Below are 12,418 nucleotides of genomic sequence, written 5' to 3'. Positions count from 1 at the left end.
CGTGCCGGGCATATATATAGTTGAAAACACGCCGCGCCAGCGACTGTCAAGCCCGCTGCCCCTGCAAACAGCGCACGACGGCAACTCAGCCGCCGGGCAATTGCTGGTAGCGGTTGCCCGGCAGGCTCGCCACCCGGGCCTCCAGCTCCAGCATCAGCAGCATCGAGGAAAGTGCAGCGGCGGACTGCCCGGTACGCTGCACAAGTTCGTCCAATGTCGCTGGTTCATGGCCAAGTTCGGTCAAAAGCCATCGATACCCGGAATTGTCGCCAGCCCCGGCAGGCCCGCATGCCGCGCCGTCGCCGTCTGCAATCCGTGGCGGCCCGTCCGCCTCGCCGCCAGCCGTGTCGAGCCGCGCAGCCAGTTCGCCGCCAAGCATGCGCGCTGCCGGCGTCAATGTCTCGACAATCTCCACCGCGGTCTCGATCAGCCGGGCGCCGTCGCGGATCAACCGGTGGCAACCCCGGGCCAGTGGGTGGTGGATGGAGCCGGGCAGCGCGAACACCTCGCGGCCCTGTTCGGCAGCCAGCCGGGCGGTGATCAGCGAGCCGGAACGCAGCCCCGCCTCGACCACCAGCGTGCCCAGCGCCAGGCCGGCGATGATCCGGTTGCGCCGCGGGAAGTGATCCGGGCGTGCCGGCGTGCCGGGCGGAAACTCGCTGACCAGCGCGCCCTGCGCGGCGAGTCGCCGGGCCAGCGCATGGTGCTTGCGCGGGTACACCCGGTCCAGCCCGGTGCCGACCACCGCGAGCGTCTTCGCGCCGGCATCCAGCGCGGCCACGTGGGCGGCGCCGTCGATGCCATCGGCCAGGCCGCTGGTGATCGCAAAACCGGCATCCGCCAGCGCCAGCGCAAACGCCCGGGCGTGCGCCAGGCCCACCGCACTGGCGCCGCGTGCGCCCACGATCGCCACCTGCGGATACAACAGCAGGCTGGCGTCGCCGACCACGAACAGCACGGCCGGCGGCTGCGCGATGTGTTCCAGCTGCGGCGGGAAATCCGCTTCGGTACAGCACAGCAGCCGATGCCCGGGTTCGGCCAGCCAGGCCAGGTCGGCGCTCAGCCGGGTCGCGTCGGGCCGGGCCAGCCAGGCCCGGGCTGGCTCACCAAGCCGGGTCGCGTCGCGGCACAGCTGTGCCAGCACTGCCTGGATGTCGCCGCCGGCCGCATCCAGCCGTTCGCGCAGGCCGCCCGGGCCGAGGCCAGGGGTGCGCAGGGCGATCAGCCACGCGCGCAGTTCATCGGGATCGTCCATGTCCATGCCGGCAGTTTACGCAGCGACCCGCAAAGAAAACGGCGCGGTGGGAGCCGCGCCGTGCTGTAGGCAGATGCCGTGATGGCGCCTTGCCGAGGCTTACTCCGGCATGGTCAGGCGGGCGCCGACGTGCACCGGCCGCAGGCCGTCCATCACCAAGCCGTAGCTGACCCGGTCGAAGGTGCGGAACACCATCACGTGGCCGATGTACTCGTCGGGCAACTTGACCGTCTCGCCTACCCCGCGCCGCCAGCTGTTGCTGGCCACGTCGTCGTGGACCGTCTCGCCGGGCTGCATCATCGTGTAGGTCTGGCCGTTGTCGACGCCGTCCTTGGCGCCGATCGACAGCATCACCACCTGGCGCGGGCCGGCCGCGTCCATCGCGTCGGCGAAGCCGATCACCTTGGCGTTGGCCGGCACCGACTTCGGCGCGTGCGGGTAGTAGCTGGCATCGTACGGCTTGTCGTCGATCGGCATGATGCGATCGCCGCTGCGGATTTCCTTGGTGGCGCCGAGCAGCAGCAGGGTTGCCGGATCGCCCGTGCGCAGCGTTTCGGCGGTGCCGATCACGCTGACCTCGACGCCGAGATCGTCGCCCTTGCCGTAGTGGCCGTCGTTGCGGGAATCCTCGCGCCACGGCGCGTTGACCATCGCCGCGTTGCTGTCCAGGTCGTGGGCGACCAGGTCGGCGTTGGCCGCATCACCCTGGTCGAAGCCGCGGAACACGTGGCTCGGCCGCACGATCGCCCAGCGCTGGCCCGGCTCGCCCTGCAGGCCGCGCACATAGATGTTCTGGCCGACGGCGCCGCGCAGGCGCGATTCCTCCAGGCCGACCACGTACGGCGCGGAGCTGACCGCGTTGGAGTCCATCACCCGCATGTCCTTGAGGAACATCTTCAGCTCGGACAGCGGGATCGCCGGCACCGCCTCGCCTTCGCGATGCACGCCCGGTTGCAGGCCCAGGCGCGGCCCGTTGATGAAGGACAGGTTGAGCACGTCGCCGGGGTAGATCAGGTGCGGGTTGCGCACCTGCGGGTTGGCCTGCCAGATCTCCGGCCACAGCCACGGCTTGGACAGGAACTTGGCGGAGATGTCCCAGAGGGTGTCGCCCCGGCGCACGGTGTAGCTGTCCGGATGATCGGCCCGCAATTGCGCACCGGCCGCATAGACGGCCACGGTGACCAGCATGCCGGCCAGCAACACGATAATTTTCTTGATCATTGGCGGGAATCCCCCTTCCCCAGGTGCTCGGTCGAGTGTAACCGAATGATTAACGCGCGCAACAGGCGCGAGTTGGCAAAAATCGTCTGTACTCGGGCGCTTGCCGACGTACAATAAGACACATTCTAGATGGCGCCGCGGGTGGCTTTTTACCAAATCGCCCGCATTTCTGACGCCGAGGTCATGCCATGTCCATCCTTTCGATCCTTGAATTCCCCGACCCCCGGCTGCGCACCCGCGCCGCGCCGGTGACCGTGTTCGACGCGAAGCTGGAGCAGTTCGTCGCCGACATGTACGAGACCATGTACGCCGCCAACGGCGTCGGCCTCGCCGCCACCCAGGTCAACGTGCACCAGCGCGTGCTGGTCGCCGACATGAGCGACGAGCGCAACCAGCCGCTGGCGCTGATCAACGCGCAGATCCTCGAGAAGGACGGCTCGCAGGTCTACCAGGAGGGTTGTCTCTCGTTCCCCGGCCTGTACGCCGATGTCACCCGCGCGCTGAAGGTTAAGGTGAAGGCGCAGGACGTGACTGGCCAGGAGATCATCGTCGAGGCCGAAGGCCCGCTGGCGGTGTGCATCCAGCACGAGATGGACCACCTGGAAGGCAAGGTGTTCGTCGACTACCTGTCGCCGCTGAAGCGCAACCTGCTGCTGAAGCGGCTGGAGAAGCACCGCAAGCAGGCGGTCGGTGCTTGAGCAAGGCCGGCTTGGGTAGCCCCGGCTTGCGGCTGGTCTTCGCCGGCACCCCGGAATTCTCCTTACCCTGCCTCGCGGCCTGTCGCGCCAGCGGCGCCGAGGTGGTGGCCGTCTATACCCAGCCCGACCGCCCCGCCGGTCGCGGCCGCAAGCTCACGCCCAGCCCGGTCAAGCAGGCCGCGCTGGCCGCCGGCATCGCGGTCGAGCAACCCGAGTCGCTGAAGTCCGCCGACGTGCAGCAGGTTCTCGCTGCGTACCGGCCGGACCTGCTGGTGGTGGTGGCCTATGGCCTGATCCTGCCGCGCAAGGTGCTGGCGATTCCGCGGCTCGGCTGCTGGAACGTGCACGCCAGCCTGCTGCCGCGCTGGCGCGGCGCCGCGCCGATCCAGCGCGCGATCCTGGCCGGCGACAGTGAAAGCGGAGTCGACCTGATGCAGATGGAAGCGGGCCTGGATACCGGCCCGGTATTGCTCGAACGACGCACGTCGATCAGCCGCGACGACACCGGCGGCTCGCTGCACGACCGTCTCGCCACCCTCGGCGCGGCAGTGCTGGCCGAGGGCCTGCGCCGCACACTGGCCGGCGAGGCGCTGGCAGCCTCGCCGCAGCCGGAAGACGGCGTGACCTACGCGCACAAGCTGGACAAGGCCGAGGCGAAGCTCGACTTCAGCCGCCCCGCGATCGAGCTGGAACGCCAGGTGCGCGCGTTCGATCCGTGGCCGGTGGCCGAAGGCGAGATCGCCGGCGAGCCGTTGCGGATCTGGGCCGCCCGCGCGATCGAACTCGATCATCATGCCGCGCCGGGCACCGTGCTGGCCGCCGGCCGCGACGGCATCGACCTGGCCTGCGGCACCGGCGCGCTGCGCGTCACCGCGCTGCAGCGCGCGGGCGGCAAGCGCATCGGTGCGATCGACTACCTCAACGCCCGCCCTGAATTGCGGCGCAGCTGATGAAAACCGATACCCGCGCCCTGGCCGCCCGGGGGCTCGCCGAGGTGGCCCTGCGCGGCGCCTCGCTGCGCGACGTGATGGAGCGCGCCGCGCCGCGCCTGGCCGATCCGCGCGACCGCGCCCTGCTGATGGCTCTGCTCAGCGAAGGCGCGCGCTGGTGGCTGCGTTTCGACGCGGCGGTCGACGGCCTGCTGGAAAAATCGCTGCGGCACAAGGACCCGGCCGTGCATGCGCTGCTGGTGCTCGGCCTGGTGCAGCTGGAAATCCTCGAACTGCAGGACTACGCCGCGGTGGCCGCCACGGTCGAGGCGGTGCGCGCGCTGAAGCGGCCGCAGCTGGCCGGCCTGGTCAACGCCGTGCTGCGCCGCTGGCAACGCGAGCGCGCAGGCCTGCTTGCGAAACTTGACGCCAGGCCGCAGACCCGCCACGCGCACCCGGCCTGGCTGGCCGACGCGCTGCAGCGCGACTGGCCGCAACAGGCTGAGGCGGTGATGGCGGCCGACAACGGCGAGCCGCCGCTGATGCTGCGCGTCAACCGCCAGCGCAGCGAGCACGAGGCACTGATTGCACGACTGCAGGTCGCCGGCTACGCCGCCATGGCGCATCCCTGGCTGAGCGACGCGCTGGTACTGCCGCACAGCGCCGACGTCACCCGCATGCCCGGCTTCGACGACGGCTTGTTCGCGGTGCAGGACGGCGCCGCGCAGGTGGCCGCCGACCTCGCCGACCTGCACGACGGCCTGCACGTGCTGGACGCCTGCGCCGCACCCGGCGGCAAGGCCTGCCACCTGCTCGAACGCGCCGACATCGACCTGACCGCGCTGGAGTTCGACGCTGCGCGGGCCGAACGCATCCGCCAGAACCTGATGCGGCTGCGCCTGAATGCCAAGGTGGCGATCGGCGATGCCGGCGCACCGAAGGGCTGGTGGAACGGCCGGCCGTTCGACCGCATCCTGATCGACGCGCCGTGCTCGGCCACCGGCGTGCTGCGACGCCGACCGGACGTGCGCCTGCACCGGCGCGAGAGCGACATCGCCGCGATGCATGCGCAGCAGCGCCGCATCCTGTCCGCGCTGTGGCCGTTGCTGGCGCCGGGCGGCCGGCTGGTCTACATCACCTGCTCGGTGCTGCGCGCGGAGAACGAGGCGATCGTCGGCGAGCTGCTGGCCACGCAAGCCGACGCGCTGGCGTTGGCGTTCACCCTGCCGGCGGGCCAGGCCGCCGCGGTGGGCTGGCAGATCCTGCCCGGCGACGGCGACCTCGACGGCATGTACTACGCGGTGCTGCAGAAGTCCCGCCAAGCAAACGCATGAGTTGGCATGACGCCTTGCCGGGCTATGCTTGGCATCCCCTGACCGCCGCCGACGGAACCCTCCCGCCCGTGAAGCCCTCCCTGTCCCATGCACGCCCGTTGTGGCTGCGCGACGCTCGCCGGGAACTGCTGCTGTTCGGTGTGTTCGCGCTGCTGCTGCTCGGCCTGGGGCTGGGCCTGCGCGATCCGTGGCCGTCCGATGAACCGCGCTTCGCGCTGGTGGCGCAATGGATGGTCGAGCACGGCCAGTGGCTGTTCCCACATCGCGGCCACGAGCTGTACCCGGACAAGCCGCCGGTGTTCATGTGGCTGCAGGCGCTCAGCTACTACCTCACCGGCCACTGGCGCATCGCCTTCCTGCTGCCCTCGCTGGCGGCGGCGCTGACTGCGCTGGCGCTGGTCTACGACCTGGCGCGCCGGCTGTGGAACCATCGCAGCGCGCTGCTGGCCGCCGCCACGCTGCTGGTCACCATCCACTTCACCTACCAGATGCGCAACGCGCAGATCGATCCGCTGTTGCTGGGCTGGATCACCCTGGCCAACTACGGCCTGTTGCGCCACCTGCTGCTGGGGCCATCGTGGCGCTGGTTCGCCGCAGGCTGCTTCTTCGCTGGCGTGGGCGTGGCGACCAAGGGCGTCGGCGTGCTGGCGCTCTTGATACTGGTGCCGTACCTGGTGGCGCGCCGCGGCCACTGGCGGCACCTGGCGCTGCCCACCGGCGGCTGGCGCTGGGCCGGCGGGTTGGCGCTGTTCCTCGTGCCGATCCTGGGCTGGCTGCTGCCAATGCTGCTGGTGGCGCATGCCGACGGCGACCCGCAGCACGCCGAGTACGTGCAGAACATCCTGTTCGGGCAGACCGTGCACCGCTACGCCACGCCGACCGGGCACCTGCACTCGCCGTTCTATTTCCTCGGCATCATCGTGGTCGACTGGCTGCCACTATCGCTGCTGCTGCCGTGGGCCATCCCGGCGTGGTGGCGGCGGCTGAAGCGGCGCGACGCGCGCTTCCTGCTGCCGCTGGGCTGGATCGTGCTGATCCTGCTGTTCTTCTCGCTGAGCCCGGGCAAGCGCGACGTCTACATCCTGCCGGCCTTGCCGATGACCGCGCTGGCGCTGGCGCCGCTGCTGCCCGGCCTGCTGCGCCGGCGCGGTGTGCGCCTCGCGGTGTGTGCGCTGACCACGCTGCTGGCCGGCGCGCTGACCGTGGCGGCGGCGCTGGCATTGCATCGCCACCCGGCCTGGGCGGTGAAGATCGAGCAGAGCCTGGACCCGCGGATCTGGTGGATGCTGCTGGCCATCGGCGTGGTCGGCCTCATCGTCGTCGCCTTGACGCGGGTGCGCCGCGCGCCGCTGGGCTGGCTGCTGTTCGCCGGCGTGCTGTGGAGCGTGTATGGGCTGTGGGGCTATCCGATGCTCAACGGCGACCGCTCGGCGCGCGACGTGATGGTGCAGGCGCGCGCCATCGCCGGCCCCGACGCCACCATCGGCCTGCTCGCCTGGAAGGAGCAGAACCTGCTGATGGCCCAGGGGCCGGTCGCCGAGTTCGGCTTCCTGAAACCGTGGTCGCAGCAATATGCCGAGGCGATCGCCTGGCAGCGGCAGGACCCGGCGCATCGCTGGATCTTCAGCCTCGACGAGGCGATGGGCACGTGCGTGGACCGCCATCGCGCCACCTACGTCGGCCACGCCAACCGCCGCGAGTGGTGGCTGTTCCGGGCCGACGCGGTGGTGCCCGGCTGCGTGCCGGGCGCCAGTGCGGACCAGCAGGCCGACGACACGCTCTGAACAAGAGCGCAGCACCCATTCACCACACGTCCACGGAACGGCACATATGGAAGATGAACCTTCGCGTTACGATGCGGCGCACGCATGCCAAGTCGACGCCGCTGGCCCGTTAGCATGGCCGGACAGGGATTACATGTTGGTTCGACAGGCTTCTCACGTGCGTGCTCATCCGGCTTCATGGCAGATCTGGACCGCTTCACTGCTGCTGGCGGTCATGCCGCTGTGTTTCGCCCTCTCCGGGCGCTTCAAGATCCTGCCGATGACCCTGCTGTTCGTGGCCGGCGTGGTGCTGCTGGCCACGCGGGCGGAAAGCCGGCATGCCTGGCGACTGGCCTGGCCGGTGATCGCCGCCTGCCTGTTGCGCCTGCTGTACGACATCGGCAACTTCTGGAGCCACCGGCTCGACTGGTCCACCCTCGACCTGCCGGCGCAGACGCTGCTGTTCCTGGGCATCGCGGCCGTGTTCACGCTGCCGCTGAAACAACGCGTGATCGCGCTCGGCTTCAGCCTGACTGCCGTGCTGCTCGGTGCGGCCAGCCTGTACCAGCGCTACGTGCTGGGCACCGATCGCCCGTATGGCCTGAACGGCGGTGACTGGGCCGCGGTCGAGTTCGCGATGTACCTGCTGGTGCTGGTGCTGCTGGCGATGCTGCAGGCGTTGCGGCCGGACATCCGGCGCAGCGATCGCTGGCTGCATGTCGCGGCCGTGGTGATCGGCCTGTACGGCGCGGTGCTGACCCAGAGCCGCGGCCCACTGCTGTCATTCGCCCCGGTCTACCTTGGCCTGATGCTGTGGCACGCCGTGCGTTCGCGGCACTGGCGGCGCGTGCTCGCGTTGTTCGCGGTGACCGTGATCGGCATGCTGGCGGTTACCGCCACGCTGCACCGGGAGATGGTCCAGCGGCTGGCCGATGTCCCGACCCAGATCACCAGCTACGACACCGGCGGCAGCGGCGCCGCCGACGCCACGGCCGTCGGCGAACGGCTGGAGATGTGGCGCACGGCGTGGCAGGCCTTCCGCGAACACCCGCTGGCCGGCATCGGCCTGGACCAGTTCGGCGTCTATGTCCGCGGGCAGGTGGCCGCAGGCCAGGCCAGTCCGCTGATCGCCAAGTACGTGCACCCGCACAGCGAATACCTCGAATCGATGGTCGCTGGCGGCCTGCCTGCCTTGCTGATGCTGCTGCTGTTTCTCGCCGTGCCGCTGGGCTTTTTCGCCCGCCACCTCAACCACGCACAGGAGCCGGTCGCCGCGGCGGCCGCCGCCGGGGTGATGGTGATCGGCATGTATGGTCTATGTGCATTTGGTGACAACGTGTTTTATCGAGCCATGCCGCAATCGCTCTACCTGTTCCTCGTGCTGGGCCTGGCCGTCGACATCGGCCGTCGGCTGCGCGACGCTCCGTCCCGCTGACGTCGACCCGCCATGGCCCGTATCAATCTGCTTGCGTGGGACAACCAGCGCGGCCTCAGCCATGACATCCGGCTGCTGTCCACGACGCTGGTCGCACTCGGCCACCAGGTCCACGTGACCCGGCTCGGCCCGCATCGGCACGACGGTCGCCGCAAGGTGTTGCTGCTTTATTTGCGCATGTGGTGGCAACGGCTGCGCCACGCCGACTGGCGGGCCACGCCGTACGACATCAACATCGCGCTGGAGCACGTGCGCCCGGACTGGTTCGGGCTGGCCCGGTGGAACCTGTTGGTGCCGAACCCGGAGTGGCTGTCGCCGCGCAGCCAGCGCTACCTGGCCCGCTACGATGCGATCCTGTGCAAGACCCATCATGCCGTCGGACTGTTCACCGCCCGCGGCTGCCGCGCGCTGCACATCGGCTTCCGCAGCACCGACTGCCTGCAGCCGGAAGTCCCGCGTCAACCGACCTTCCTGCACCTGGCCGGCGCCAGCCGGATGAAGGGCACGCAGCGGCTGCTGGCGTTGTGGCGGCGGCATCCGGAATGGCCGAAGCTGCTGGTGTTGCAGTCGCCGCGCACTGCCACTCCGCCGAGCGGGCCGGTTCCGGCCAACATCGAGCACCGGATCGGCTATCCGGGCGACGTGCGCGAGATCCGTCGGCTGCAGAACGCGCACCTGTTCCACCTGTGCCTGTCGGAGACCGAGGGCTGGGGGCATTACCTGGTCGAGGCGATGAGTTGCGCGGCGGTGGTGATCGCCAGCGATGCGCCGCCGATGAACGAACTGGTCACCCCGGCACGTGGCGTGCTGGTCGGCGCCAGCGAAGCCGGGCCGTTCAACCTGGCCACCCTGCACCGCTTCGACGAGGCGGCGCTGGAAGCCGCCATCGAACGCCTGCTGGCGATGCCCGCGCACGAGCGCGCGGCGCTGGGCGAGCAGGCGCGGACCTGGTTCGAGTCGAACGAGGCAAGCTTCGCCGCGCGGCTGGACGCCGCCCTGCGTCAGCTCGGCTGAGCGGCGCGCGTGCGCAGGTCCGGCGGCGGATCGGCGAACTCGGCCAGATGCTGCTCGACGCCGCGCTCGCAACGCAGCAGCCGGCGCGCGCGCGTGTCGTCCACGATGCGATCGTTCGGATTGTCGACGACGTGCTTGCGGGTGGGGTGGTAGAGGTGCGTCGCCAGCGCGCTGAAGCGCAGCTCGCGCCGCAGCAGGCCGGCATGGAAGGCGCGCAGGGCCAGCTCGGTATCCTCGCGACCCCAGCCGGTCATCGCCTCGTTGAAGCCGTTCAGGCGCAGCAGGTCGTCGCGCCAGAACGCCATGTTGCAGCTCTTGATGCCGCGTTGCTTGGTGCCGGGCCGGGCGTACCACCGCGCCAGCAGCGGCAGGCGCAAGGTGTGCCGGCGCCGCTCGATGCCGCGGCTGAAGAAGCCCGGCATGGTCACGTCGCCTTCCAGCAGGCGCCGGGTCAGTGCGGCGTCGGTCAGCACGCGCGAACCCTGCACGAAGCAGCCACGGCGAGCGAACGCCCGATGGTCGGCGATGAAGTGCCGCTCGGCGACCATGTCACCGTCGAGCAGGATCACGTAGTCGCCCTGCGCGGCGGCGATGGCGCGGTTGCGCGCACGGCTCATGCGCGCGCCGTCGTCGGGCTGCCACAGGTGCACCAGGCGCACCGGATAATCCGCGGCCATGCGCTCCAGCAGTTCACGCGTGGCCGGCTGCGAGCCGTCGTCGGTGACGATCACCTCGTGCGGCAGCTCGCTCTGCGCGGCCAGCGCACGCAACACCTGCTCCAGCGCGGCAGGCCAGTTGTAGGTGATCACGGCGACGCTGATGCGCATCACGATGACCTCGCTCAGTCCGTCGCCGGCCGTGCTTCCGACGCACGCCGGCTCGACCGCATCGCCGACCACAGGATCGATGCGGCACGCTGCTGGTTGCGCAGCCACGAGCCGTGGCGCAGGCGCGCCAGCTTCGCGTAGTGCCGCGCCTCGCGCCAGGAAGGAGCCGGCTTGGTGCGGAACTCGTGCTTGACACTCTCCAGGCAGCGCTCGTCCAGGCCGATGTTCCTGGCATAGATCTCGATCAGGCAGCGCGAACGGAACCGGTTGAGGTACTTCGTGGCCGCCGTCTGCCTGCCCCACCAGCCGTTGTTGCCGTGGATGCGGTAATGCACCGCGCCGGTGCGCAGGTAATACTTGCGCGCACCCAGCACGCTGGCGCCGAACACCAGGCAGTTGTCGGCGGACAGCCGCCAGGTCTGGCCCAGCTCCGCCGGCAGCTCCAGCGTGCGGCGCGCCCACAGCGCACGCATCGACAGCGCCGAGGTGGGAGCGCCGTACCAGTGCATCAGCACGTAGGTGCTGATCGCGGTGAAGCCCAGGTCGCGCGACTGCGCGGCGTAGCCCATCCAGCGGTTCTCGTCGCCGAACAGTTGCAGGTCGGAGAACACGAAATCGACGTCGCGGCGGCTGTCATAGAGCTCGCCCAGGCGCGCCAGGTAATCCGGTTCCCAGCGGTCGTCGGCGTCCAGGAAACAGACCACGTCGGCGCGCGCCTGCGCCACGCCGCGCTGGAACGCGACCAGCTGGCCGCCGTTCTCGCCGCACAGCAGGGTCACCCGCGAATCGGCGCCGTAGCGTTCGCGCAGATACGCCGGCGTGCCGTCGGTGGAGCCGTCGTCGACCACGATGACCTGCATCGGCGCGCGGCTCTGCGCCAGCGCGCTGTCGATCGCCGTGCCGACGAAGTCGCGGTAGTTGTAGCTGGTGATGACGACGGCAAAGCTGGTCATGCCGCCGCACCGTCCTGCAGCAGGCGGCGGAAGTAGCCGATGGTTTCCTTCAGGCCGTCCTCCAGCGCCACCGTCGGCTGCCAGCCAAGCCGGTCGCGGGCCACGCCGATGTCCGGCTGGCGCTGGCGGGGGTCGTCCGACGGCAGCGGTCGGTACACCAGCTTCGAGCGACCGCCGACCAGGGCCAGCACCTTCTCGGCCAGCTCCAGCATGGTGTGCTCGACCGGGTTGCCGATGTTCACCGGGCCGGTGAACCCGTGCCCGGATTCCATCATGCGCACCATCGCCTCGACCAGGTCGTCGACGTAGCAGAAGCTGCGCGTCTGGCTGCCGTCGCCGTAGATGGTGATGTCCTCGCCGCGCAGCGCCTGCATGATGAAGTTGCTCACCACGCGGCCGTCGTTCGGATGCATGCGCGGGCCGTAGGTGTTGAAGATGCGCACCACCTTGATGTCCAGCGCATGCTGGCGGTGGTAGTCGAAGAACAGCGTCTCGGCGCAGCGCTTGCCTTCGTCATAGCAGCTGCGGATGCCGATGGGATTGACCTTGCCCCAGTAGCCCTCGACCTGCGGGTGCACTTCCGGGTCGCCGTACACCTCGCTGGTGGAGGCCTGCAGGATGCGCGCCTTCACCCGCTTGGCCAGGCCGAGCATGTTGATCGCCCCGTGCACGCTGGTCTTGGTGGTCTGCACCGGGTCGTGCTGGTAGTGCACCGGCGAGGCCGGGCAGGCGAGGTTGAAGATGCGCTCCACCTCCACGTACAGCGGGAAGGTCACGTCGTGCCGCATCAGCTCGAAGTACGGGTGCGCGAGCAGGTGCGCCACGTTGCGCTTGCTGCCGGTGAAGAAGTTGTCCACGCACAGCACGTCGTGGCCGTCGTGGAGCAGGCGATCGCACAGGTGCGAGCCGAGGAATCCGGCACCGCCGGTGACGAGGATTCGTTTCATGAGCTGCCGTTCGGTGCCATTGCAGGGAGATGTGCGATGTAC

The 12,418-nt window shown here is 69.7% G+C and carries 11 protein-coding genes; 6 read left to right on the top strand and 5 right to left on the bottom strand.

Features of this window, described 5'->3' with window-relative positions; all coding sequences use genetic code 11:
• Nucleotides 1-85: 85 nt before the first annotated feature.
• Together dprA and QQA13_RS00935 are read right to left on the bottom strand one after the other, a co-directional pair.
• The gene (dprA, locus tag QQA13_RS00940; RefSeq protein WP_108472139.1) at nt 86-1,261 is read right to left on the bottom strand and encodes a DNA-processing protein DprA; all 1,176 of its coding nucleotides are present in this window, start codon (nt 1,259-1,261) and stop codon (nt 86-88) included.
• A 93-nt stretch (nt 1,262-1,354) separates the two neighbouring features.
• Nucleotides 1,355-2,476 carry a LysM peptidoglycan-binding domain-containing protein gene (locus tag QQA13_RS00935; protein WP_108472140.1) on the bottom strand — a complete coding sequence of 374 codons (1,122 nt, stop codon included), beginning with the start codon at nt 2,474-2,476 and terminating at the stop codon, nt 1,355-1,357.
• A 188-nt stretch (nt 2,477-2,664) separates the two neighbouring features.
• Between QQA13_RS00935 and def the strand changes: the two genes are divergently transcribed.
• From def to QQA13_RS00905, 6 genes are all read left to right on the top strand, one after another.
• On the top strand, nt 2,665-3,174 hold the full coding sequence (gene def, locus QQA13_RS00930; RefSeq protein ID WP_108472141.1) for a peptide deformylase: 510 nt from the start codon (nt 2,665-2,667) through the stop codon (nt 3,172-3,174).
• Nucleotides 3,175-3,200: 26 nt separating this feature from the next.
• Nucleotides 3,201-4,124, top strand: a complete 924-nt coding sequence (fmt, locus tag QQA13_RS00925) for a methionyl-tRNA formyltransferase (RefSeq protein WP_199909850.1) — start codon at nt 3,201-3,203, stop codon at nt 4,122-4,124.
• On the top strand, nt 4,124-5,437 hold the full coding sequence (gene rsmB, locus QQA13_RS00920; RefSeq protein WP_108472142.1) for a 16S rRNA (cytosine(967)-C(5))-methyltransferase RsmB: 1,314 nt from the start codon (nt 4,124-4,126) through the stop codon (nt 5,435-5,437). Before fmt ends, rsmB begins: the two co-directional genes overlap by 1 nt.
• A gap of 68 nt (nt 5,438-5,505) precedes the next feature.
• Entirely contained in the window at nt 5,506-7,221 is a 1,716-nt protein-coding gene (locus QQA13_RS00915; RefSeq protein ID WP_108472143.1) for an ArnT family glycosyltransferase, read from the top strand.
• 157 nt (nt 7,222-7,378) lie between these two features.
• Nucleotides 7,379-8,635, top strand: a complete 1,257-nt coding sequence (locus tag QQA13_RS00910) for an O-antigen ligase family protein (protein WP_234411349.1) — start codon at nt 7,379-7,381, stop codon at nt 8,633-8,635.
• A 12-nt stretch (nt 8,636-8,647) separates the two neighbouring features.
• Nucleotides 8,648-9,649 carry a glycosyltransferase gene (locus QQA13_RS00905; RefSeq protein WP_108472145.1) on the top strand — a complete coding sequence of 334 codons (1,002 nt, stop codon included), beginning with the start codon at nt 8,648-8,650 and terminating at the stop codon, nt 9,647-9,649.
• Here QQA13_RS00905 and QQA13_RS00900 read toward each other — a convergent pair.
• From QQA13_RS00900 to QQA13_RS00890, 3 genes are read right to left on the bottom strand one after another with little or no spacing between them, the layout of a single operon-like run.
• Nucleotides 9,637-10,476 (bottom strand): glycosyltransferase family 2 protein, encoded by an 840-nt coding sequence (locus tag QQA13_RS00900; protein ID WP_108472264.1) that lies wholly within the window; start codon nt 10,474-10,476, stop codon nt 9,637-9,639. The genes QQA13_RS00905 and QQA13_RS00900 overlap by 13 nt on opposite strands.
• 14 nt (nt 10,477-10,490) lie before the next feature.
• A complete protein-coding gene (locus QQA13_RS00895) occupies nt 10,491-11,429 on the bottom strand; it encodes a glycosyltransferase family 2 protein (RefSeq protein WP_108472146.1) in 939 nt (312 codons plus the stop codon).
• Nucleotides 11,426-12,376, bottom strand: coding sequence for a UDP-glucuronic acid decarboxylase family protein (locus tag QQA13_RS00890; RefSeq protein ID WP_108472147.1), 951 nt, complete (start codon nt 12,374-12,376; stop codon nt 11,426-11,428). Before QQA13_RS00890 ends, QQA13_RS00895 begins: the two co-directional genes overlap by 4 nt.
• Nucleotides 12,377-12,418: the final 42 nt, after the last annotated feature.

Source organism: Rhodanobacter thiooxydans (genome assembly GCF_030291135.1).
Lineage (GTDB): Bacteria > Pseudomonadota > Gammaproteobacteria > Xanthomonadales > Rhodanobacteraceae > Rhodanobacter > Rhodanobacter thiooxydans_A.
Note: the sequence above shows the minus strand (reverse complement) of the source record. Positions and strands in the feature narration are given on the sequence as shown.

What these genes read in the sequence shown, in the direction of transcription:
- QQA13_RS00935 (WP_108472140.1), bottom strand. Translation starts at nt 2,476, where the DNA reads ATGATCAAGAAAATTATCGTGTTGCTGGCCGGCATGCTGGTCACCGTG.
- dprA (WP_108472139.1), bottom strand. Translation starts at nt 1,261, where the DNA reads ATGGACATGGACGATCCCGATGAACTGCGCGCGTGGCTGATCGCCCTG.
- QQA13_RS00900 (WP_108472264.1), bottom strand. Translation starts at nt 10,476, where the DNA reads ATGCGCATCAGCGTCGCCGTGATCACCTACAACTGGCCTGCCGCGCTG.
- rsmB (WP_108472142.1), top strand. Translation starts at nt 4,124, where the DNA reads ATGAAAACCGATACCCGCGCCCTGGCCGCCCGGGGGCTCGCCGAGGTG.
- QQA13_RS00895 (WP_108472146.1), bottom strand. Translation starts at nt 11,429, where the DNA reads ATGACCAGCTTTGCCGTCGTCATCACCAGCTACAACTACCGCGACTTC.
- QQA13_RS00890 (WP_108472147.1), bottom strand. Translation starts at nt 12,376, where the DNA reads ATGAAACGAATCCTCGTCACCGGCGGTGCCGGATTCCTCGGCTCGCAC.
- QQA13_RS00905 (WP_108472145.1), top strand. Translation starts at nt 8,648, where the DNA reads ATGGCCCGTATCAATCTGCTTGCGTGGGACAACCAGCGCGGCCTCAGC.
- def (WP_108472141.1), top strand. Translation starts at nt 2,665, where the DNA reads ATGTCCATCCTTTCGATCCTTGAATTCCCCGACCCCCGGCTGCGCACC.